The organism is Propioniciclava sp. LT432 (assembly GCF_059515965.1).
In genome coordinates this window covers 19,972-40,307 of sequence record NZ_JCAKNE010000031.1, presented here as the reverse complement: position 1 = coordinate 40,307, position 20,336 = coordinate 19,972, and the positions used below count along the sequence as shown (strand labels likewise).

General features: G+C 69.8%; 19 protein-coding genes. 12 read left to right on the top strand and 7 right to left on the bottom strand.

What is annotated here, in order from left to right:
* Window positions 1-67 precede the first annotated feature (67 nt).
* Together pepN and AC5YDV_RS16365 are read left to right on the top strand one after the other, a co-directional pair.
* On the top strand, window positions 68-2,650 hold the full coding sequence (gene pepN, locus AC5YDV_RS16370) for an aminopeptidase N (protein ID WP_496184596.1): 2,583 nt from the start codon (window positions 68-70) through the stop codon (window positions 2,648-2,650).
* A 39-nt stretch (window positions 2,651-2,689) separates the two neighbouring features.
* The gene (locus tag AC5YDV_RS16365) at window positions 2,690-3,823 is read left to right on the top strand and encodes a Nif3-like dinuclear metal center hexameric protein (protein WP_496184595.1); all 1,134 of its coding nucleotides are present in this window, start codon (window positions 2,690-2,692) and stop codon (window positions 3,821-3,823) included.
* On the opposite strand, the gene AC5YDV_RS16360 is transcribed toward AC5YDV_RS16365, so the two are convergent.
* Window positions 3,820-4,020, bottom strand: a complete 201-nt coding sequence (locus AC5YDV_RS16360) for a hypothetical protein (RefSeq protein WP_496184594.1) — start codon at window positions 4,018-4,020, stop codon at window positions 3,820-3,822. The genes AC5YDV_RS16365 and AC5YDV_RS16360 overlap by 4 nt on opposite strands.
* Window positions 4,021-4,086: 66 nt before the next feature.
* Here AC5YDV_RS16360 and pyrR point away from each other — a divergent pair, with 66 nt between their 5' ends.
* From pyrR to AC5YDV_RS16340, 4 genes are all read left to right on the top strand, one after another.
* A complete protein-coding gene (pyrR, locus tag AC5YDV_RS16355) occupies window positions 4,087-4,638 on the top strand; it encodes a bifunctional pyr operon transcriptional regulator/uracil phosphoribosyltransferase PyrR (protein ID WP_496184593.1) in 552 nt (183 codons plus the stop codon).
* The gene (locus AC5YDV_RS16350; protein WP_496184592.1) at window positions 4,638-5,573 is read left to right on the top strand and encodes an aspartate carbamoyltransferase catalytic subunit; all 936 of its coding nucleotides are present in this window, start codon (window positions 4,638-4,640) and stop codon (window positions 5,571-5,573) included. The genes pyrR and AC5YDV_RS16350 overlap by 1 nt, the downstream gene beginning before the upstream one ends.
* A gap of 2 nt (window positions 5,574-5,575) precedes the next feature.
* Window positions 5,576-6,856 carry a dihydroorotase gene (locus AC5YDV_RS16345; RefSeq protein WP_496184591.1) on the top strand — a complete coding sequence of 427 codons (1,281 nt, stop codon included), beginning with the start codon at window positions 5,576-5,578 and terminating at the stop codon, window positions 6,854-6,856.
* Between the two features lie 69 nt (window positions 6,857-6,925).
* Window positions 6,926-7,135, top strand: a complete 210-nt coding sequence (locus tag AC5YDV_RS16340) for a dodecin (protein WP_496184590.1) — start codon at window positions 6,926-6,928, stop codon at window positions 7,133-7,135.
* Between the two features lie 41 nt (window positions 7,136-7,176).
* Here AC5YDV_RS16340 and AC5YDV_RS16335 read toward each other — a convergent pair whose 3' ends face one another.
* Window positions 7,177-8,547, bottom strand: coding sequence for a mannitol dehydrogenase family protein (locus AC5YDV_RS16335; protein WP_496184589.1), 1,371 nt, complete (start codon window positions 8,545-8,547; stop codon window positions 7,177-7,179).
* Between the two features lie 181 nt (window positions 8,548-8,728).
* On the opposite strand from AC5YDV_RS16335, the gene AC5YDV_RS16330 reads away from it, so the two are divergent.
* A complete protein-coding gene (locus AC5YDV_RS16330) occupies window positions 8,729-10,027 on the top strand; it encodes a lactate racemase domain-containing protein (RefSeq protein ID WP_496184588.1) in 1,299 nt (432 codons plus the stop codon).
* A gap of 65 nt (window positions 10,028-10,092) precedes the next feature.
* On the opposite strand, the gene AC5YDV_RS16325 is transcribed toward AC5YDV_RS16330, so the two are convergent.
* Complete coding sequence (locus tag AC5YDV_RS16325; protein ID WP_496184587.1) at window positions 10,093-11,097, bottom strand: LacI family DNA-binding transcriptional regulator; 1,005 nt, start codon at window positions 11,095-11,097, stop codon at window positions 10,093-10,095.
* Window positions 11,098-11,302: 205 nt separating this feature from the next.
* Window positions 11,303-12,721 carry a glucuronate isomerase gene (uxaC, locus tag AC5YDV_RS16320; RefSeq protein ID WP_496184586.1) on the bottom strand — a complete coding sequence of 473 codons (1,419 nt, stop codon included), beginning with the start codon at window positions 12,719-12,721 and terminating at the stop codon, window positions 11,303-11,305.
* Window positions 12,722-12,871: 150 nt separating this feature from the next.
* Between uxaC and gnd the strand changes: the two genes are divergently transcribed.
* The 4 genes from gnd to AC5YDV_RS16300 all read left to right on the top strand — a co-directional run bounded on the left by gnd (window position 12,872) and on the right by AC5YDV_RS16300 (window position 16,271).
* Window positions 12,872-14,320 carry an NADP-dependent phosphogluconate dehydrogenase gene (gnd, locus tag AC5YDV_RS16315; RefSeq protein ID WP_496184585.1) on the top strand — a complete coding sequence of 483 codons (1,449 nt, stop codon included), beginning with the start codon at window positions 12,872-12,874 and terminating at the stop codon, window positions 14,318-14,320.
* Window positions 14,321-14,402: 82 nt separating this feature from the next.
* The gene (locus AC5YDV_RS16310) at window positions 14,403-15,194 is read left to right on the top strand and encodes a DUF4328 domain-containing protein (protein WP_496184584.1); all 792 of its coding nucleotides are present in this window, start codon (window positions 14,403-14,405) and stop codon (window positions 15,192-15,194) included.
* A gap of 16 nt (window positions 15,195-15,210) precedes the next feature.
* Window positions 15,211-15,945: a DsbA family oxidoreductase gene (locus AC5YDV_RS16305; RefSeq protein ID WP_496184583.1), complete on the top strand. Its 735-nt coding sequence runs from the start codon at window positions 15,211-15,213 to the stop codon at window positions 15,943-15,945.
* Window positions 15,946-15,980: 35 nt separating this feature from the next.
* Window positions 15,981-16,271 carry a GNAT family N-acetyltransferase gene (locus AC5YDV_RS16300; RefSeq protein ID WP_496184582.1) on the top strand — a complete coding sequence of 97 codons (291 nt, stop codon included), beginning with the start codon at window positions 15,981-15,983 and terminating at the stop codon, window positions 16,269-16,271.
* 3 nt (window positions 16,272-16,274) lie between these two features.
* Here AC5YDV_RS16300 and AC5YDV_RS16295 read toward each other — a convergent pair whose 3' ends face one another.
* The 3 genes from AC5YDV_RS16295 to AC5YDV_RS16285 are packed head-to-tail and all read right to left on the bottom strand — an operon-like array spanning window position 16,275 to window position 19,783.
* Window positions 16,275-17,093 (bottom strand): shikimate dehydrogenase family protein, encoded by an 819-nt coding sequence (locus AC5YDV_RS16295; protein ID WP_496192529.1) that lies wholly within the window; start codon window positions 17,091-17,093, stop codon window positions 16,275-16,277.
* A complete protein-coding gene (locus tag AC5YDV_RS16290; RefSeq protein WP_496184580.1) occupies window positions 17,090-17,968 on the bottom strand; it encodes an acyl-CoA thioesterase in 879 nt (292 codons plus the stop codon). The genes AC5YDV_RS16295 and AC5YDV_RS16290 overlap by 4 nt, the downstream gene beginning before the upstream one ends.
* Window positions 17,969-19,783 (bottom strand): AMP-dependent synthetase/ligase, encoded by a 1,815-nt coding sequence (locus AC5YDV_RS16285; protein WP_496184579.1) that lies wholly within the window; start codon window positions 19,781-19,783, stop codon window positions 17,969-17,971. It abuts the gene before it with no gap.
* 96 nt (window positions 19,784-19,879) lie between these two features.
* Here AC5YDV_RS16285 and AC5YDV_RS16280 point away from each other — a divergent pair, with 96 nt between their 5' ends.
* On the top strand, window positions 19,880-20,335 hold the full coding sequence (locus AC5YDV_RS16280; RefSeq protein WP_496184578.1) for a MarR family winged helix-turn-helix transcriptional regulator: 456 nt from the start codon (window positions 19,880-19,882) through the stop codon (window positions 20,333-20,335).
* Window position 20,336 lies beyond the last annotated feature (1 nt).

Below are 20,336 nucleotides of genomic sequence, written 5' to 3'. Positions count from 1 at the left end.
GCGTCCCGAGGGGCCGCCCGCTAGGCTGGGCGGTCGAACCAGCTTGCCGTTCGAGAATCGAGACCGCATGTTCCGCGCCAACATCACCCGCGACGAGGCCAGCACCCGGAGCGGTCAGCTCCGCCTGGAGTCCTACGAGGTCACCGTCGACCTCACCGGCGCGAGCGAGACCACGTTCACCGCCTCGACCCGCATCCGGTTCGGCTCCATCGCGTGCGTGGCCAACGCCAACGTCATCGCGGACGCCGTGTCGGCCACGCTGGACGGCCAGCCAGTCCGCGCCGAGGCGTTCGACGGGGAGCACCTGACGCTGGAGCTGTCGGAGGGCGACCACGTGCTGGAGGTCGAGAGCACGATGCGGTACTCCCGCACCGGCGAGGGCCTGCACCGCTTCGTCGATCCCGCGGATGACCGTGTCTACCTGTACAGCCAGTTCGAGGTCGCCGATGCGCGCCGAATGTTCGCGACGTTCGAGCAGCCCGACCTGAAGGCCACCTTCCAGTTCACAGTGCTGGCCCCGCAGGAGTGGACGGTGATCTCCAACAGCCCCGCCGTCCAGCCGACCGCCATCGACGACCGGTTCGCCCGCTGGGAGTTCGCCCCCACCCAGCGCATCTCGACCTATGTCACGGCCCTGTGCGCGGGCGAGTTCCACTCCGTCCTCGACTCCTACGCGCGCGAGGACGGCTCCCAGATCCCGCTGTCGATCCACGTCCGGCAGTCGCTCGCCGACGCACTGGACGCCGACCGGATCCTCGAGACCACCAAGCGCGGCTTCGCGGTGTTCGAGCACCACTTCGGCCGCCCCTACCCCTTCGAGGACTACGCGCAGGTGTTCGTGCCGGAGTTCAACTTCGGCGCCATGGAGAACGCGGGCTGCGTGACCTTCCGCGACGAGTACATCTTCCGCAGCCGCCAGACCACCGCCGCCTACGAGGGCCGTGACAACACGATCCTCCACGAGATGGCGCACATGTGGTTCGGCGACCTCGTCACGATGACGTGGTGGGACGACCTGTGGCTGAACGAGTCGTTCGCCGAGTTCGCCTCCCACTTCGCCCAGGAGCAGATCCGGGCCGAGCACGGCGACCGCGCCAACCCGTGGGCCACCTTCTCCAACCAGCGGAAGACCTGGGCCTACCGGCAGGACCAGCTCCCCTCGACGCACCCCATCGCCGCCGACATGGTCGACCTGGAGGCGGTCGAGCTGAACTTCGACGGCATCACGTACGCCAAGGGCGCCTCCGCCCTGCGGCAGCTCGTCGCGTTCGTCGGTGAAGAGGACTTCCTGGCCGGCGTCCGCACCTACTTCGAGGCCCACGCCTGGGGCAACACCCAGCTCGGCGACCTGCTCCACCACCTCCAGGTGGCCTCCGGGCGTGACCTGTCCTTCTTCACCACGCAGTGGCTCCAGACAGCCGGCGTCAACACGCTCGCGGCCGACTGGGACGCCGACGGCGAGACGTTCACCCGGTTCGGCATCCGCCAGTGGGCCACCCAGCAGTGGCCGACCCTGCGCCGGCACCGCATCGCGTTGGGCTTCTACAACCGGGTGGACGACAAGCTGGTGCGCACCCAGCGCTTCGAGTTCGACATCGACGGCGAGTACACCGAGGTGCGGGAGGTCGTCGGCCAGACGCGTCCCGACCTGTTGCTCATCAACGACGACGACCTCACCTACGCCAAGATCCGCCTGGACTCCCGCTCGCTCGCCACGCTGGTGAACCACGTGCACGAGCTCGACGACGAGTTGGCCCGGGCGCTGGCCTGGGGCGCCACGTGGGACCTGACGCGCGACGGCGAGATGGCGGTCTCCGACTACGTGGACCTCGTCCTGCGCGGCGTCGGCGTCGAGACCGACCTCACCGCGGTGGCGGCGCTGCTGGCCCAGGCACGCACCGCGATCGACTACTACGCGCACCGCGATGAACGGCGTGCGTTGGCCGACCGTTTCACGGCCGGCGTGACCAAGCTGCTCCTGGCGGCGGAGGCGGGTTCCGACCACCAGCTCGCGCTGGCCCGTTCGCTGGCGCTCTCCATCAACGACGAGGTCGGCGCCGCGGTGCTGCTGGCCTGGCTGCAGGGCGAGGAGGTGCCCGAGGGCCTGGCCATCGACACCGACCTGCGTTGGCGCCTGGTCACGGAACTCGCCCGCGTGGGCGCCGTCGGCGAGGCCGAGATCGCCGCCGAGTCCGAGCGCGATCGCACCGCCACGGGCGCCGAGAAGGCCGCCGGGGCACGCGCGGCGTCCAAGGACGCGGATGCCAAGGCCGAGGCCTGGTCGGCCGCGACCGAGCGGGAGACCCCGAACGAGACGCACGCCCAGATCTGCAGCCAGTTCTGGCAGCTCGACCAGGACGAGCTGCTCGCCCCGTACGCGGACAAGTACCTCGCGGTCGTGGACGCCATCGGTGCGGGCCAGGGCCGCTGGGCGACCACGTCGACGACCATCCGCCAGCACGTGCTGGGGCTGCTGTTCCCGCGTCCGCTCGCCGATGGTGCCTTCATCGAGAAGCTGGACGCCTTCCTCACCGAGCGGACCCTGCCCGAGTCGGTCCGCCGGCTCGTGGTGGAGCGGCGCGACGACGCCGTGCGCGCCCTCAACAATCAGGCGGCGGCGGTCAACCAGCCGGAGGAGCCGACGGAGTAGCCCCGGGGCGACGAAGGCTCCCGCCGGTAGGGTCGTCCCATGGCCACGGACCTCCGCACGATCATGGGCTGGCTGCAGGCCGCCTACCCCGAGAACCTCGCCGAGGAGTGGGACCGCGTCGGCCTGGGCTGCGGTGATCCCGACGCGTCGGTGGACCACGTCCTGCTCGCGGTCGACTGCACCGACGAGGTCGTCGACGAGGCCGAGCGCCTCGGCGCCCAGATGGTCGTCACGCACCACCCCCTCCTGCTGCGCGGCATCCACGCCGTGCGGGCCGACCAACCCAAGGGCCGGGTCCTCATGCGCCTCATCCGGTCGGGGATCGCCCAGTTCGCGGCCCACACCAACGCCGACTCGGCCACCGACGGCGTGGCCGAGGCGTTGGCGTCCGCGTGTGGGCTGACGGACCTGCGGCCGCTCCGACCGGTGCCGGGCGACCCGCTCGACAAGGTCGTCACCTTCGTCCCCGCGGCGGACGCCGAGTCCCTCATCGACGAGTTGGCCGCGGCCGGCGCGGGTGCGATCGGCGACTACGACCGCTGCGCGTTCACCGCGAGCGGGACGGGGACCTTCCGGCCCCTGCCGGGTGCGCACCCCACGATCGGCAGCGTCGGGGCGATCGAACGCGTCGAGGAGGTCCGGGTGGAGATGGTGCTCCCCCGCGGGCGCCGCTCCGCCGTCCTGTCGGCGCTGCGTGCGGCGCACCCTTACGAAGAGCCGGCCTTCGACGTGCTGGAACTGGCGCCCGAGGCGTCCGACCGCGGGCTGGGCCGCATCGGACGGCTGGCCGAGCCGCTGACGGCCCGGGAGTTCGCTCGCCGCGTCGCGGCGGGCGTCCCGGCGACGGCGGGGGGCGTGAAGCTGGGGGGTGACCCGGAGCGGATCGTGGAGAGGGTGGCTGTCGTCGGCGGCGCCGGCGACTCGATGCTGGACGCCGTGCGCGCGGCCGGGGTGGACGCCTACGTCACGGGGGACCTGCGCCACCACCCCGCCCAGGACTTCCTCGCCCACGTGGACGCCCCGGTCCTGGTGGACGTTCCCCACTGGGCGGCGGAGTGGACGTGGCTGCCGCGGGCGCAGCGGGTGCTCGACCATGCGGCGGCGGACGCCGGTGTCCGCGTGCGGTCGACGGTGTCGCGGATCGTCACCGATCCGTGGCGCGAACGCTTCTAGGTGCGCTGCAGTTCCTTGCTTTGCTCCCCCTGGGACTTGTGGAACCAGTGGGGACCCATCATCAGGACGGTGACGACCGCCGCGATCGCCGCCGGAATGCCGAGGACGACCACGAGGATGTCCAGCAGCGACGGCGAGTAGACCTCCGGCCAACCCGGGAGGCTCTCGAGGACGGGGATCAGGGCGACATGCGACATGGCCGGAATCGTAGCGGACAACTGGGGTAGATTGACTGCCGCCATGAGCGGTCGAGGGAGGGCCTAGTGAGTGCAGAGGGTGGGGCCCGGGTCATCTGGGACGGCGACGACGTGCAGCGGGCGCTGAAGCGCATCGCGCACCAGGTCCTGGAGGTCAACCGCGGGCCCGACGGCCTGGTCCTGCTGGGCATTCGGACGCGCGGCGTCCCCCTGGCACGCCGACTGAGCACCCTGATCGCCGACGCCGAGGGCGTCGAGGTTCCCGTGGGGGAACTCGACATCACCATGTACCGCGACGACCTGCGATCCAACCCGACCCGCGCGATCGGCCCGACCCGGATCCCGGTGTCCCTGGACGACAAGACGGTCGTGCTGGTCGACGACGTCCTGTTCTCCGGGCGCACGATCGCCGCCGCGATGGACGCCCTGAAGGACCTGGGTCGCCCGCGCGCCGTCCGGCTCGCCGTGCTCATCGACCGGGGGCACCGCGACCTTCCCATCCAGGCCGACCACGTCGGCAAGGACCTCCCCACGAGTTCGGGCGAGCACGTCCGGGTGGCCCTGGTCGAGACCGACGGTGAGGACCTGGTGACCCTCAGCCAGCCGAAGGGATCCTGATGCGCCACCTGCTGAGTGCCGCCGACCTGTCCGAATCCCAGGTGCAGTCGATCCTCGACGTCGCCGAGGAGATGCACGAGGTGCAGAGCCGGCCGATCAAGAAGTTGCCCGCCCTGCGCGGCCGCACGATCATCAACATGTTCTTCGAGGACTCCACCCGCACCCGCACGTCCTTCGAGATCGCCGGCAAGTGGATGAGCGCCGACACCATCAACGTGTCCGGCAAGGGCTCCTCGGTCAGCAAGGGCGAGTCGCTGCGCGACACGATGCTGACGCTGGACGCCATGGGTGTCGACTGCTTCGTCATCCGCCACCCGAGCTCCGGCGCGGTGGCCCAGGCCGCCGGCTGGGTGCGCGCCAGCGTCGTGAACGCCGGCGACGGCCAGCACGAACACCCCACCCAGGCCCTGCTCGACGCCTACACCATGCGCCAGCACTTCCGCGCCCACAAGATGTCCGACACGTTCGACGGCAAGAGCATCGCCATCGTGGGCGACCTGCTGCACAGCCGGGTGGTCCGGTCGAACGTCCTGCTGCAGCGCACGCTGGGTGGCCGCGTCACCCTCGTCGCTCCCCCGACCCTCCTCCCCTCGGGCGTGGACACGTGGGGCGTCCGCGTCACGCAGGACTTCGACGAGGCCCTGGAGTCGGCCGACGTCGTGATGATGCTGCGGGTGCAGCGCGAGCGGATGTCGGGTGGCTTCTTCCCGACCGCGCGCGAGTACGCCTCCTCCTACGGCCTGACGGCCGAGCGCCTGGTACGCCTCAAGCCGACCGCCGCGATCATGCACCCCGGCCCGATGAACCGCGGCGTCGAGATCAGCAGCGAGGCCGCCGACGCCGCGAGCTCCCGCGTGCTGGACCAGGTGTCCGCCGGCGTGGCCGTGCGGATGAGCGTGCTGTACCACCTGCTGGGTGGAGAGGGAGGACGTTGACGATGGCCGAAGCTGCACAGGCCCTGATCCTGACCGGCGCCAGCCTGGCCGATGGGTCCACCACCGACCTCGCGATCGCCGACGGTCGGTTCGTGGAGGTGTCGGACGCCCCGGCCGACGCCGAGCGCGTCGACGCCGCCGGCCTGGTCGCCCTGCCGGGGCTGGTCGACCTCCACACCCACCTCCGCGAGCCCGGCAAGGAGGACGCCGAGACCGTGGCGTCCGGCACCCTGGCCGCCGCCCGCGGTGGCTACACCGCCGTGTTCGCGATGCCGAACCTCACCCCGACGACCGACACGGCCGAGGCCGCCCAGTTCGTCCGCGAGTTGGGGCTCCGGGACGGACACTGCGAGGTCGTACCGATCGGTGCGGTGACCAAGGGCCGCGAGGGCGAGGAGCTGGCCGAGCTGGGGCTCATGGCGGACCAGGGCGTCCGTGTGTTCTCCGACGACGGGGCCTGCGTCCACGACTCGTTGATCATGCGGCGGGCGCTGACCTACCTGAAGCCGTACGACGGCGTCGTCGCCCAGCACGCCCAGGACCCGCGGCTCGCGGGCCCGTCCGCCTGCTGCCACGAGGGTGAGGTCTCCGGTCGCCTCGGCCTGCCGGGCTGGCCCACGGTGGCGGAGTCCACGATCATTGCGCGCGACGTCCAGCTCGCCGAGTTCACCGGCGGCCGCTACCACGCCTGCCACATCTCGACCGCGGAGTCCGTGGACGTGATCAGGTGGGCGAAGAAGCGGGGCCGGGCCGCCGTGACCGCCGAGGTGACCCCGCACCACCTGTTGCTCGACACCCCGCACGTGGAGACGTACGACACGACGTTCAAGGTCAACCCGCCGTTGCGGCCGTCCGAGCACCTCGAGGCGCTGCGCGAGGCCCTGGCCGACGGAACGATCGACATCGTCGGCACCGACCACGCCCCGCACACCGTCCAGGACAAGGACCACCCGTTCGAGGTCGCCTCCCCCGGCATGCTCGGACTGGAGCAGGCCCTCGCCGTGGTCATGGAGGTCATGGTGTCGACCGGGCGGCTCGACTGGGCCGGCGTGGCCGACCGCATGTCGATCGCACCGGCCCGCATCGGACGCCTGCCGCACCAGGGGCGTCCGATGGCGGTCGGTGAGCCCGCGAACCTCGTGTTGGTCGACCCGTCACGCCGCTCGATGGTGGACCGCAACCGGTCGGCGTCCAAGTCGCGCAACAACCCCTACCACGGCCTCGACCTGCCCGACCCGGTCGAGCTGACGGTCTGGGCGGGCAAGGTGACCTTCCGGCGCTGAGGCACCCCTTGTGGTCGCTCCTCCCCCGGCGGACAATGCCGGGATCGGCCGGACACGAGGAGAAGCACCATGAGTGACCACACCTACGGCATCAGCGAGATCGTCGGCACGTCGAGGGAATCGTTCGACGACGCCGTGCGCAGCGCGGTCGCCCGCGCGAACAAGACGGTGCGCAACCTCGAGTGGTTCGAGGTCGTCAGCACCCGCGGGCACTTGGTCGACGGCCAGGTGGCCCACTTCCAGGTGACCCTCAAGCTCGGCTTCCGCATCGAGGACTGACCGGGGCGGCCCGGCCAGTCCTCGATCTCGCGGCGACCCCGTCAGGCGGCCAGGCCCTCCAACTCCCGGGCGAGCGCCAGGATCGAGGCGCGAGCCCCGGCGTCCGAGATGGTGAGGTAGTCGCAGACCTTCTCGACCGACTCCTCGAGCGTGCCCTCACCGAAGCCCTTCACGGCGTCGGCGTTGGCGTCCTGGAACGGCGCACCCACGCCACGCAGGTGCAGCGTCCAGGCGGCGACGGCGCGCTCCGCACCGATCGGCTCCCCACCGGCCGCGCGCTCGGCGTTCAGCGCCGGGACGATGCGGATCGGCAGCTTCACCGAGCCGTCGGCCGCGATGCGGGCCAACTGGTCCTTCATGCGCGGGTTGCCGAAGCGCTCGAGCAGGGCGGCGCGGTAGGCGTCGACCTCGTCGGCGGGCAGCGGCAGGTGCCTGGCCGCGACGTCCCACCACTCGTTCACCCAGCCGGCGACGACCGGGTCCGAGATGGCCTCGTACACGGTCGGACGCCCGACGATCGTGGCGGCGTACGCCATGAGCGAGTGCGAGCCGTTGAGCAGCCAGAGCTTGCGGAGCTCGTGCGGGGTGATGTCGTCGACGAAGTTCGCGCCGGCGTCCTCCCAGCGGGGGCGTCCGGCCTTGAAGTCACCCGCGATGACCCACTCGGTGAAGGGCTCGGTCGCGACGGCCGCCGGGTCCTCGATGCCGGTGTCGTCGGTGATCGCCTGGAGGGCCTCGCCCGAGATGGACGGCGTGATGCGGTCGATCATCGTGGTGGCGAAGCCGACGTTCTCCCCCACCCACTCCGAGAGGGACGGATCGACCAGCGCAGCGACATCGCGGACGACGTGGGCGACCATCTCGCCGTTGTCCGGCACGTTGTCGCAGGGGCAGAAGGTGATCGGCCCGGCACCGGCCTCGCGGCGGACAAGCAGGCCGGCGGCGAACTTGCCCGGCGCCGTGGTGACGCCCGCCAGGTTGCCGGCCCTGATGGCCTCGATGTCGGCCTGGACGGCCGGGTGCTCGGCGTTGAGGCCACCGCCCGGCTTCGGCATGTAGCCGGCCTCGGTGATGGTCGAGGTGACGATCGCCAGTTCGGGCGAGCGGAAGTACTCCAGCAGCTGCTCCACGTCGGTGCCCGAGTGGGTGGCCGACAGCGAGCTGATCACCTGGTAGTCGTTGCCCTCGGGGTTCTGCACGACGAGGGTGTAGAGGTTGTCCTGCTCCTGCATCTGCGGGACGATGCCCAGCGAGCGCCCGGTGAAGGCGGCGATGCCCCACTCGGCCGCGTCCGGGGCGCGATCGGTGTACATGGCCTGGTGGGCCCGGAAGAAGTTGCCCAATCCCAGGTGAACGATCCGGACAGGGGCGGCGGGACGTCCGTCCTGAGCGCGGGAGAGTCGACGAGCCACGGGTGAGTTCCTTTCCAAACGGCACCAGAGGGGGAGATCCAAGTGCTCCCGAGACTAGTTCTCATGCTCTGCCCGAGGGTGGAATGGCTGGAAGTTGCCACCGCGTGCTGCGGCAATTCGCCGTGGGCCGAGGACCTCCGGACTAGTGTGGACGGACACGACCCGCAACCAGGAGGCACCCGTGACGACTGACGTGAGCCCTTCGCGCACCCTCGACGCTGTCACCATCGGGGGACCGCACCAGACCGTCAGCGACGCGGAACTGGACGCGTTCGTCGCCGAACAGTTCCAGCGCGTCGACTTCGACGGCAAGAAGGTCGTCCTCGTGGTGCCCGACGGCACGCGGAGCTGCCCGCTGCGCCTCGTGGTGAGCACCGCCCACAAGTACCTGATCGACCGCGTCGCGTCGCTGACCTGTGTCATCGCGCTGGGCACCCACTCCTACATGGAGCCGGACGAGATCGACCGCTGGTTCGGCGTCGAGGAGGGCGAGACCCTCGATTCGGTCTACCCCGGCATGACGATCGTCAACCACGAGTTCCTGGACCACGACAAGATCGTGCACATCGGCACGCTCACCGCCGACCAGATCCGGGAACTGTCCAACGGCTCCATGGCCGAGGACGTCGCGGTCGAGATGAACCGCTACGTGGTCGAGGCCGACATCAACCTGGTCATCGGACCGGTGTTCCCGCACGAGGTGGTCGGCATCTCCGGCGGCAACAAGTACTTCATCCCGGGCTGCTCGACCCACGACGCCATCGACCTGTCGCACTGGGTGGGCGCCCTCATCGGCGTCGAGGACATGATCGGCTCCCCCGGCGTCACCCCGGTCCGCAAGATCATCAACGCCGGCGTCGACCTGATCCCCAACGCCAAGTACGCCCTGTGCATGGTCGTCCAGTCCGGCACCGGCGAGCTGGAGTCCGTGTCGTTCGGCGACTCCGAGTCGTCCTGGGCCGACGCGGCCGACATCGCGGCCGAGAGCCACGTCGTCTACGTGGACGAGCCCTTCACCAAGGTGCTCGCCATGATGCCGACGCGCTACGACGACATCTGGACCGCCGCGAAGGGCTGCTACAAGATGCAGCCGGCGATGGCCGAGGGCGGCGAGGTCATCATCTACGCCCCACACGTCACCGAGGTCTCCGAGCAGCACCCGGAGATCTATGAGATCGGGTACCACTCGATCGAGTACTTCACGAAGCAGTGGGACAAGTTCTCCTCCGTCCCCAAGGGTGTGCTTGCGCACTCGACCCACGTGCGGGGCGCCGGATCCTACGACCCGGAGACGGGCGTGGAGACGAACCGCATCAAGGTGACGCTCTGCACACAGATCCCCGAGGAGGTCTGCCGGTCGGTCAACCTCGGCTACCTGTCACTGGACGACGTGGACGTCGAGGCGTGGAAGAACGACCCGAGCATCTTCGTCCAGGAGAACGCCGGCGAGGTCCTCTACCGCCTGCGCAGGAGCAACTGACGCAAGACAAAGCAGGACGCCCGGGTCTCGGCCCGGGCGTCCTGCGTGTCGTGGGGCTGTACGGCTCAGGCGGGGCCGGTGCTCTGGCGCACGATGAGGCGGACGGGCACCGACACCGGGGCGGCGTCCGCGGCCTTGTGGCCGGTCAGCGAGGCAACGATGTAGCGGACGGCCGAGTCACCCAGCATGGTGAGCGGCGCCGCGACCGTCGTCAGGCCCGGGGTGATGAGCGCCGAGGCGAAGATGTTGTCGAAACCGATGACGCTGACCTGCTCGGGCACCTTGATGCCGCGCTCGGCCAGGCCCTGCATGAGGCCGATCGCCATCAGGTCGTTGTAGCAGATCACGGCCTTCAGCCGGCGCGCGGCGATGACCTCGGCCGCACCGCGTCCGCCCTGGATCGTCGGCGCGAACGGCCCCACCCGGTGCTCGGTGAAGCCCAGGTCCTTCGCGGAGTCACGCATGGCCCTCCAGCGCATGCCGTCCGCCCAGGAGGCCTCCGGCCCCGCCAGGTAGGTGATGTTGCGGTGGCCGAGCGCCATGAGGTGCTCGGCGGCCTTGCGGACGCCGTGGGCCATGTCCGGGATGATGCAGTGCAGGCCCGCCACGCGACGGTTCAGCACCACCGTCGGGATGGTCTTGGCCACCGTGCGCAACTCCGTGTCCGACAGGCGTGAGCTGGCGATGATCAGGCCGTCCAGAAGTGGCAGGGAGCGACGGAGCATCTCGCGCTCGAGCGCCTCGGACTCCTGGGCGTCGTTCAGCGTCACGACGAAGCCCGCCTCGGCGGCGGCGGCCTGGCAACCCCGGATCACGCGGAAGTTGAACGGGTTCGTGATGTCCGCGACGGCCAGGCCCAGGACCTTGGTCGTGCTCTTCGCCGCCGTCCGCGCCACCTCACGGCTGCGGTAACCGAGTTCCTCGGCGACCTGGCGAATCTTCTCGGCAGTCTGGGCGCTGACCCGACCGGGTCGCGAGAAGGCTCGGGACACGGTGGAGGGGCTCACCCCGGCCACCCGCGCCACGTCATAGATGGTGGCGTCCGACCCTGTCCCCGACTCATTGGCCATGGTGGAACCCTAGCAAGTTGGCAACTTCGTGCAACGAACTTCGGAGAACTTTCTGCCCGCTGCTCGCTACGGGTATCCTTCGCCGTCGATGCTCCGGCTGCGCGTGGAGGCCGTCCACCAAGAGGCTCGCCGCGCGCGACCTCGTCTGGGACGCAGGAGGGCGGCCCCGTGCGGGGCCGCCCTCGGCGCATCGTGCAGCCGGTGGTCAGCTCGGGATGTTGAACGCCTTCCGGGGCAGCGTCGAGGTCAGGTCGAACGCGGTCTGCTCCGCCTCGTCCATCGCCAGGCGTCCCTCGACGACGAGCTCGGCCAGGTGCGAGACGTCGCAGCGGCGCGCGACGTCGTGGCGGGCCGGGATCGACATGAACGCACGGGTGTCGTCGATGAAGCCGGTCGTCTTGTAGAACGTGCCGTATTCCGTGACGGCCTTGCGCCAGCGCTTGATGGCGTCGGGCGCGTCGATGAACCACCAAGGCGGGCCGACGTACACCGAGGGGTAGAACCCGGCGAGCGGGCCGACCTCACGGCTGTAGACCGTTTCGTCCATCCCGAACAGGATGATGCGGAAGTTCGGGTTCGTGCCGAACGCGTTCAGCATCGGCTGCAGCGTCTTGACGACCTCGATCGCCATCGGGATGTCGCCGCCGACGTCGGCGCCGTACTTCTCGAACGTGGGCTGGTGGTGGTTGCGGTACACGGCCGGGTGGACGGTCATGACGAGGCCGTCCTCGGACGCCATGCGCGCCTGCTCGAACATGAAGGCCCTGCGCAGCGCGGTGCACTCCTCGACGGACGCCTCCCCGCGACGGGCCCTGGCGTAGACGGCCTCGACGTCGCCCAGCGGTTCGGCACCGAGGTCGGCGTGGCTGTGGTCGGTGGACGTGGCGCCCATCGACTTGAAGAACGCGCGACGGTTCTCCATCGCCTCGACCCAGCCGGTGAAGGTGCCGGTGTCGGCGCCGGTCTTCTCGGCCAGCGCGTCCATGAGGCCGTTCCAGTCGTCGCGGGCCGGCTCGAGGTACTTGTCGGGGCGGAACGTCGGGGCGACGGTGCGGGTGAACGAGGCGTCGTCGCGGATCTTCGCGTGGTGCTCGAGGTCGTCCAGCGGGTCGTCGGTGGTGGCGATGAACTCGATGTTGAAGCGGTCCATGAGCGCGCGCGGCTTGAAGTCGGGCTCGGCCAGCTTCTCGGCGATCTGGTCGTAGATGCGGTCAGCGGTCTCCTCGGACGGACGGACGTCCACACCGAAGATGTCGACGAGCTCCGCCTCCATCCAGAACTTCATCGGCGTGCCGCGGTAGAGGTACCAGTGGCGGCAGAAGATGCGCCACGCGTTGCGCGCCTGCTCGGCGCTGAAGTCGGTCCGCCCCATGGGCACGCCGAGGTCGGCGAGGTCGACACCCTGGCCGTGCATGATGCGGTTGACGTAGTGGTCGGGCGTCAACAAGAGGTTGGTGGGGTCGGGGAACGGAATGTCGTCGGCGATCCAGGCCGGGGGCACGTGACCGTGGGGTGACAGGATCGGCAGGTCCTTGACCTGGTCGTACAGCTTGCGTGCGACCGCGCGGGTCTGCGGTTCGGCCGGGAACAGCCGATCAGGATTGAGGGTCAACGGCTCTGTCATGCCGCCATTCTGGCGGGCATCACCGCCAGTGTCAGGGAATTGCCGCCACTTTCCGGCACCGGCAAGGGCAACCGCTGCAATCCCCCTCCCCCCGTTCACGGTTGGGGCAAGATGAACGTGATCGGTCCCCTAGCAAAGGAAGCACCACACATGAGCGAGAAGACAGGCACGGCCCAGATCGGCGTCGTCGGCATGGCCGTGATGGGCTCCAACTTGGCCCGGAACTTCGCCAGCAAGGGATTCAAGACGGCCATCTTCAACCGGTCCTACGCGAAGACGGCCGCGGTCCTCGAGGCGCACCCCGAGGCCGGGTTCGTCGGTTCGGAGACGGTTGAGGAGTTCGTCGACTCCTTGGAGAAGCCCCGCCGCATCATCATGATGGTCAAGGCCGGCCCCGCCACCGACGCGACGATCGAGAGCCTCCTCCCGTACCTCGACCAGGGCGACATCGTCATCGACGGTGGCAACACCTACTTCCCCGACACCCGTCGTCGGGAGAAGATGATGGCCGAGAAGGGCTTCAACTTCATTGGCTGCGGCATCTCCGGCGGCGAGGAGGGCGCCCTCAAGGGCCCGTCGATGATGCCCGGTGGCCCCAAGGAGTCCTACGACGTCGTCGGCCCCATCCTGGAGAAGGTCTCGGCGCAGTACGAGGGTGAGCCCTGCTGCACCTGGATCGGCACCGACGGCGCCGGCCACTTCGTCAAGATGGTCCACAACGGCATCGAATACGCCGACATGCAGTTCATCGGCGAGGCCTACGACCTGCTCAAGGGTGTCGGCGTCTCCGCCGCCAAGGCCGCCGACATCTTCGCCCAGTGGAACACCGGCGACCTCGACTCCTACCTGATCGAGATCACCTCCGAGGTGCTCCGCCAGGTGGACGCCGAGACCGGCAAGCCGCTCCTCGACGTCATCCACGACGCCGCCGGCATGAAGGGCACCGGCACCTGGACGGTCCAGGAGGCACTGAACCTCGGCGTCCCCACCGCGGCGATCGCCGAGTCGGTGTTCGCGCGGGCCGCGTCCAGCTCCCCGGACCTCCGCAAGGCCGCCCGCGCCGCCCTGTCCGGTCCGGACGGCAAGGTCCAGGTCGATGACAAGGAAGCCTTCATCGAGGACGTCCGCCAAGCACTGTGGAGCGCCAAGGTCATCGCGTACGCCCAGGGCCTGCACCTGATCAAGGTCGCCGGCCAGGAGTACGGCTGGGACATCGACGTCGCCGCCTGCGCCCGCATCTGGCGCGCCGGCTGCATCATCCGCGCCAAGCTGCTGGACCGTATCTCCAACGAGTACGCGGCCGGGAACCTCGAGACCCTGCTCGAGGCCCCCTCGATCGCCAAGGGCCTCGCCGACGCCAACACCTCGTGGCGCCGCGTCGTGGCCAGGGCCACCGAGGCCGGCGTGCCGATCCCGGGCTTCGCGTCCGCCCTGTCGTACTACGACCTCGTCCGTGCCGAGCGCACGAACGCGGCCATGACCCAGGGCTTGCGCGACTTCTTCGGTTCGCACACCTACAAGCGCATCGACAAGGAGGGCACGTTCCACACCAACTGGAGCGGTGACCGCACCGAGTCCGAGGCCGTGGACGCCCACTGACCTCGACGCTGATCCGACCGACGCATCGCCGGTGTGCCCCGGGCCCCGTGCCCGGGGCACACTGGTGCTTGGAGGTGTTGCGATGACCCAGGCCCCACAGTCGGCCCCAGCCGGTTGGTACCCGTCCCCCGACGGCGCGCCCGTCCAGCGCTGGTGGGACGGCCAGATGTGGACCGACGCGACCCACCAACCGGTGCCGCAGTACCAGCCGCAGTACCAGCCGCAGTACCAGCCGCAGTACCAGCCGCAGTACCAGCCGCAGCACCAGCCGCAGCACGAGCCACAGGCTTCCTCGCCGACCCTCGACGTCCCGGCCGTGTCGGGCTGGGTCGCACCCCAGCCGCCCGACCCGCGAGCCCTGGGGCTGGCCACCCGGGTGTTCGCCGCGATCGCGGGCCTGGCCGCCCCCCTCGCGGCAGGGGCCCACGTGTGGCAGCGGGCCGACGCCCCCGCCTGGTTGACGTCCGACGTCGTCCTCGCCGTCGCGGGCGGCGCGTCCGGCCTGTTCATCGTGGCCGGCGCGCTCTGGATGACGTGGCAGTACCGCGTCGCGCACTCCCTGCCGCCCGGCACCACCCGCCGCAGCCCCGCCTGGCACGTCGGCTCCTGGCTCGTCCCCGTGGCGGCGTGGTGGCTACCCGTCCAGAACGTCTCCGACCTGTTCGCGCTCCTGACCGGACGCCGCCCGGCGTGGCTCACCGCGTGGTGGGGCCTGTGGGTGGCCGGCCAGGCCCTGACGGTGTTCGCCGTCGTCGCACCGTGGGTCGGACTGGCGGGGTCCCTCCTCCTGACCGCTTCGGCACCCTTCGCGTGGCGCATCGTCGCCCTGCTGACCGCGGCAATCAGGCCGGCCCGGGAACAGGACGGCGCCTGACGGTGTTGGTCTGGTCATGAAGATCGACATCTGGTCCGACATCGCCTGCCCTTGGTGCTACATCGGCCTCACCCGTTTCGACCGTGCCCTGGCCGGCTTCGAGCACTGCGACGGCGTCGAGGTCACGTTGCACAGCTTCCAGCTGGATCCGACCCTGCCGGAGAGCTACGACGGCACCGAGACCCAGTACCTGGCGCAGCGCAAGGGCATTCCGGAGGCGACCGTCCGCCAGATGTTCGGCCAGGTCGCGGCTGCCGGCCAGACCGAGGGGCTCACCTTGGACTTCGACAAGCTCCAGGTCGCCAACTCGCGCCAGGCCCACCGCCTCCTGCATGCCGCGAAGGCCGAGGACCAGTCCGGACGCCTCGCCCACGACCTCAAGCTCGCCCTCTTCCGGGCCCACTTCACCGACGGCGAATCCATCTCGGACGCCGACGTGCTCGTCCGCCTCGCCGAGTCGGTCGGACTCGACGCAGAGGTCGCCCGCGCCTCGCTCGAGGACGAGGCGATGGACGCCCGCGTCCAGTCGGACGTCGACACCGCCCGCTCGCTGGGCATCAACGGAGTCCCGTTCTTCGTGCTGCACGACAAGTACGGCATCTCCGGCGCGCAGCCGTTCGAGGTGTTCACCCAGGCGCTCGCCCAGGTCTGGGACGAGGCGCACCCCAAGCCGGCGTTCGCGACCCTCTCGATCCCCGGGCTCCAGCAGGACGCCGCGGGCCCCGCCTGCGGGCCCGAGGGCTGCGACTGAAACCCCGACACCAACGACCCACGACGAGGAGCCGCATGAGTGACGTCACCATCAACCACAACGCCGAGACCAGCCGCTACGAGGCGAAGCTGGACGGGAAGGTCGCCGGCTTCGCCGAGTACCAGCTGGCCAAGGACCTGATCGTGTTCACCCACACCGAGGTCGACCCCGCCTTCGAGGGCCAGGGCATCGGCAGCCAACTCGCCCGGGGTGCGCTGGACGACGTCCGGGCCGACGGCACCCGCAGGGTTCTGCCGCTGTGCCCGTTCATCAAGGGCTGGATCGCGAAGCACCCCGACTACTCGGACCTCGTCTACAACGCCTGAGGGTCACCCCAGAGCGGCGTACGCGACCTCCAGCAACGGCTCGGGCGGGCACTGGCGGCCCGTCATGAGCCGGATCTGGTCCAGCGCCTGACCGACCAGCAGGTCGATGCCCGAGAGCTGAACGATGCCGGCGGCACGGGCAGCCCTGTCGAGTTCGGTCGGGTAGTGGTTGTACGTCGCGTCGAAGCAGGCGGCGGTGAGGCGCACCAGTTCCGTCGCCACCGCGGGGGGCAAGGGTGCCGACACCGTCGAGACCAGCACGTCCACGGCGTCGGCGTCCGGCACCTCGCCCCACGGGGCGTATGCGAGGGACACCCCCAGCGTCCGGCCCAGCGCGTCCAGTGAGTCGCGCGCCCGAGCCTGCGATCGCGCCAGCACGAGGGCGTCCCGCACCCCCATCTCGGCCAGCGCGTACAGCGCCGAGCGGGCGGTCGCGCCGTTGCCGAGCAGGGCAGCGGATGACGCCGAGGTGACCCCGGCCCGCGCGAACGCGCCGACCAGCCCGGTCACATCGGTGTTCTCGACGAGGGGGTCGCCGTCGTTGAACAGGAACGTGTTGCCCGAATCCAGCAGCCGGGCCCGGTCTGACGCCCTGCCGAGCGCAAGCACCGCGTGCTTGAGCGGCGCCGTGCAGGACAGTCCCACCCACTCGGGACCACAGCCCGCGACGAAGGCGGCCAGGCCCGCTTCGTCCACCTCGTGGCGTCCGTACTCCCAGAAGTCGGCGATGCCCAGCACCTCGTAGGCACGCGTGTGGATCAGGGGGCTCAACGAGTGCTCGATGGGCGACCCGAGCACGGCACAACGGTGGAGAGCGGTCACAGCACCGGTCGTCCGGTCTCGATGGCCGGCCACGCGGCCAGGGCGTGACGCATGGCGTCCGGCAGGGGTTGCGGGTGTCCCGCCGCATCGCCGTGCACGAGCACGGTGGTGGAGCGCGACATGACCTGCCCGCCGAGCGGATCCACGATATCGGCGGCGAGGGTGAGCGACGTGCGGCCCATCGAGCCGACTGCGGTGCGGACCTCGTACGGCTCGAGCCGGTGGGTCACCTGCCCGACGTAGCGCATGTCCTGCCGCACCACCATCCAGGCGTGCTCCACGGCGTCGTGTGGGTTGCTCCGGATCGAGTTCGCCAGCAACGGCTCCTTGAGCGCCACCCGCGCCTCGGCCACGTAGTCGAAGAAGCGCGTGTTGTTGGCGTGCCCGTAGGCGTCCAGGTCGGACCAGCGGACCTGAAAGGTGTGCGTGTGGTGGTGCTCCCCCACCGCGTACCCCGTCAGCTCGCGCAGCGGCTCCAGGACGACCGAACGCTCACTGAACCAGGCGCGCTCCTCGTCCGAGAGCCGGGCGGGCCGTCCGGCCACGAAGTCGAAGTTCGCCAGCACCGTCCGCGCGCGGGCGACCAGCTGACCGCCCTGGTGGACGAGGTAGCCGACCGTGAACCGCGCAGCGCCCACATCCCCCACGTGCAGCTCGATGTCGAGCGGCTCGGGCGTGAAGAAGATGGGCCTCACGTACTCGACCTGGTGGCCCACCACGATGATGCCCTGGCCCAGGAGGTGCGCATTCGGCCCCGTCAGCAGCCAGTCGACGCGCGCTTCCTGCAGGTAGTCGACGAGGGCGGCGTTGTTCGCGTGCCCCTGCGCGTCGAGGTCGACCCAGCGCAGGGGAACGCGGACGCGGTACGGCTCCACTCAGTCCTCGGGTTCGGCGTCGTAGAGGGACTCGACGATGTCGGCGTAGCGCTTGGTCACGGTGCTGCGGCGCAGCTTCATGTTGGCCGTGACGCCGCCATCCTCGACCGTGAGCTCGTGGTCGAGCACCGCGTAGCGCTTGACCGTCTCCCAGCGCTCCAGCTTGCGGTTGGCACGCTCCAGGAACCGGTCGATGGAGGCGCGGAACTCGGGCAGCTGCGTCAACTCCGCATAGGAGAGGCCCACCTTGCCGTGGCGTTCGGCCCAGCCCTGCATGGACGCCGGGTCGATCGTGAACAGCGCCGAGATGTACTTCTGGCCGTCGCCGACGGCGACCACCTGCGAGACGTAGGGAATGTTGGCGGCCATGACGCCCTCGACCTTCTGCGGAGCCACGTACTTGCCGCCCGAGGTCTTCATGAGGTCCTTCTTGCGGTCGGTGATCCGCAGGTATCCATCGGCATCCAGCTCACCGATGTCGCCGGTGTGGTACCAGCCGTCGACCAGCACCTCGGCGGTCTGCTCGGGGTTCTTGTGGTAACCCCGCATGATGCCCGGGCCCTTGATGAGCACCTCGCCGTCGTCGGCGATACGGATCTCCGTGCCGGGCAACGCGGGTCCGACGGTGTCGAAGCGGGGCGTCCGGGGGACGTTCACCGTGGCCACCGCCGAGGTCTCCGTGGATCCGTAGCCCTCCACCACCACGATGCCGGCCGAGTAGAACCACTCCTGCACCTGCGCGCTGAGCTTGGCCGCCCCCGAGATCATGAACTCGATGTTCCCGCCCAGCCGCTCCTGCAGCTTGGAGAAGACCAACTTCTCGGCGATCCGGTACCGCAGGCCCAGTGAGCCGGGCAGCTTCTCCCCCTTGAGGCGATACGGGTTCGACTCGCGCCCGACCGCGAAGGCCCAGCGTGCGATACTGCCCTTCACGCCACCGGCCGACTTGGCCTTCACGCCGTTGCGGACCTTCTCGAAGATGCGGGGGGCACCGCACATGAAGGTCGGCCGCGTGGCCTCGAGCCCGTCGACGATGCGTTCGAGCCGGCCGTCCACCACGGAGGCGAACCCGATCTGCAACTGGATCATCATGACAGCCTTGCCGAACACATGGCTGAGCGGCAGCCAGAAGTACTGCAGGGAGTCGGGGCCGATGATGTTCAGCGCGTCGACGGCGACGCCCTCGTAGGTCCAGTTTCCGTGCAGCAGCTCGACGCCCTTGGGGAGGCCGGTGGTGCCGGACGTGTAGATGAGGGTGGCCAGCGTCTCCGGGGTCGTGTTGGCGACGGCGTCGTCCATGACCGACGGGTTCTCGGCCAGCAGGGCCCGCCCCTTCTCGCGCAACTGTTCCTTGCTGATCGTGCCCTCGGCCACGCCGTCGAGCAGGATGACCTCGCGAATCTGGTCGCCCGGGACGTTCGCGCGCAACTTGGTCAGTTGCTCGAGGTTCTCGGCGACGAAGTACCTGCTGTCGGAGTGCGTGACGATGTGGGTGAAGTCCTCGCCCTGGGTGTTCGGGTACACCGTGGTGGTGGCGCCTCCGGCGCAGTTGATCGCCAGGTCGAGCAGCACCCACTCGTAGCGCGTGTTGGAGGCGATCGCGACCCGCTCCTCGGGCTGCAGCCCCAGGGCCAGCAGGCCGGCGCCGATCTCCCACACCACCGTGCGCATCTCGGCCCAGGTGAGGGAGACCCAGTTGTCCGCCGCGTCGGGGTACCGCATCGCCTCGTTGTCCGGCGTCGCCGCGACGCGGCCGTTGAACATCGCCCCCACCGTCGGCGGGCGATTGTCCAGCATGGTCTGGATGTCGGTCATGTCGTCCTTCCCCGGCAAGGCCATCGCCCACCTGTTTGGATCAGTGTAGGGCGCGAACGCGGCAATTGAACGGTCAAGTCCGTCTATGCTGGCGTGATGGACGCCACTTCGACGCGTTGGCTCGACAGCCGTCAACAGAAGGTGTGGAGAGCCTTCCTCGACGGTGTGGCCCGCATCGACAACCACTTGGACCAGGCCCTCCGTCCCTACGGACTGGACCTGGGCGAGTACGAGATCCTCGTGCGCCTGTCGGAGGCGCCCGATCGGAAGATGCGGATGAGTGACCTGGCTGCGGCCGCGCGGCAATCGAGGTCCCGCCTGACGCACACGGTGTCACGCATGGAGCAGAAGCACCTCCTCACGCGTGGCCCGTGCCCCGAGGACCGGCGCGGCGTGATCGCCGCCCTCACGGACGAGGGCTTCGCCCTGCTCGAGTCCGCCGCCCCCACCCACGTGAACTCGGTGCGCGAGGTGCTGGTCGACGTGGTCGAGCCCGCTGACTTCGACGCGTTGGGACGCGCCATGGACGCGGTCAACCAGGTGGCAGACTGAC

Coding starts and splice junctions, on each gene's coding strand:
- pepN (WP_496184596.1), top strand. CDS start 68: ATGTTCCGCGCCAACATCACCCGCGACGAGGCCAGCACCCGGAGCGGT.
- AC5YDV_RS16365 (WP_496184595.1), top strand. CDS start 2,690: ATGGCCACGGACCTCCGCACGATCATGGGCTGGCTGCAGGCCGCCTAC.
- AC5YDV_RS16360 (WP_496184594.1), bottom strand. CDS start 4,020: ATGTCGCATGTCGCCCTGATCCCCGTCCTCGAGAGCCTCCCGGGTTGG.
- AC5YDV_RS16350 (WP_496184592.1), top strand. CDS start 4,638: ATGCGCCACCTGCTGAGTGCCGCCGACCTGTCCGAATCCCAGGTGCAG.
- AC5YDV_RS16345 (WP_496184591.1), top strand. CDS start 5,576: ATGGCCGAAGCTGCACAGGCCCTGATCCTGACCGGCGCCAGCCTGGCC.
- AC5YDV_RS16340 (WP_496184590.1), top strand. CDS start 6,926: ATGAGTGACCACACCTACGGCATCAGCGAGATCGTCGGCACGTCGAGG.
- AC5YDV_RS16325 (WP_496184587.1), bottom strand. CDS start 11,097: ATGGCCAATGAGTCGGGGACAGGGTCGGACGCCACCATCTATGACGTG.
- uxaC (WP_496184586.1), bottom strand. CDS start 12,721: ATGACAGAGCCGTTGACCCTCAATCCTGATCGGCTGTTCCCGGCCGAA.
- gnd (WP_496184585.1), top strand. CDS start 12,872: ATGAGCGAGAAGACAGGCACGGCCCAGATCGGCGTCGTCGGCATGGCC.
- AC5YDV_RS16310 (WP_496184584.1), top strand. CDS start 14,403: ATGACCCAGGCCCCACAGTCGGCCCCAGCCGGTTGGTACCCGTCCCCC.
- AC5YDV_RS16305 (WP_496184583.1), top strand. CDS start 15,211: ATGAAGATCGACATCTGGTCCGACATCGCCTGCCCTTGGTGCTACATC.
- AC5YDV_RS16300 (WP_496184582.1), top strand. CDS start 15,981: ATGAGTGACGTCACCATCAACCACAACGCCGAGACCAGCCGCTACGAG.
- AC5YDV_RS16285 (WP_496184579.1), bottom strand. CDS start 19,783: ATGACCGACATCCAGACCATGCTGGACAATCGCCCGCCGACGGTGGGG.
- AC5YDV_RS16280 (WP_496184578.1), top strand. CDS start 19,880: ATGGACGCCACTTCGACGCGTTGGCTCGACAGCCGTCAACAGAAGGTG.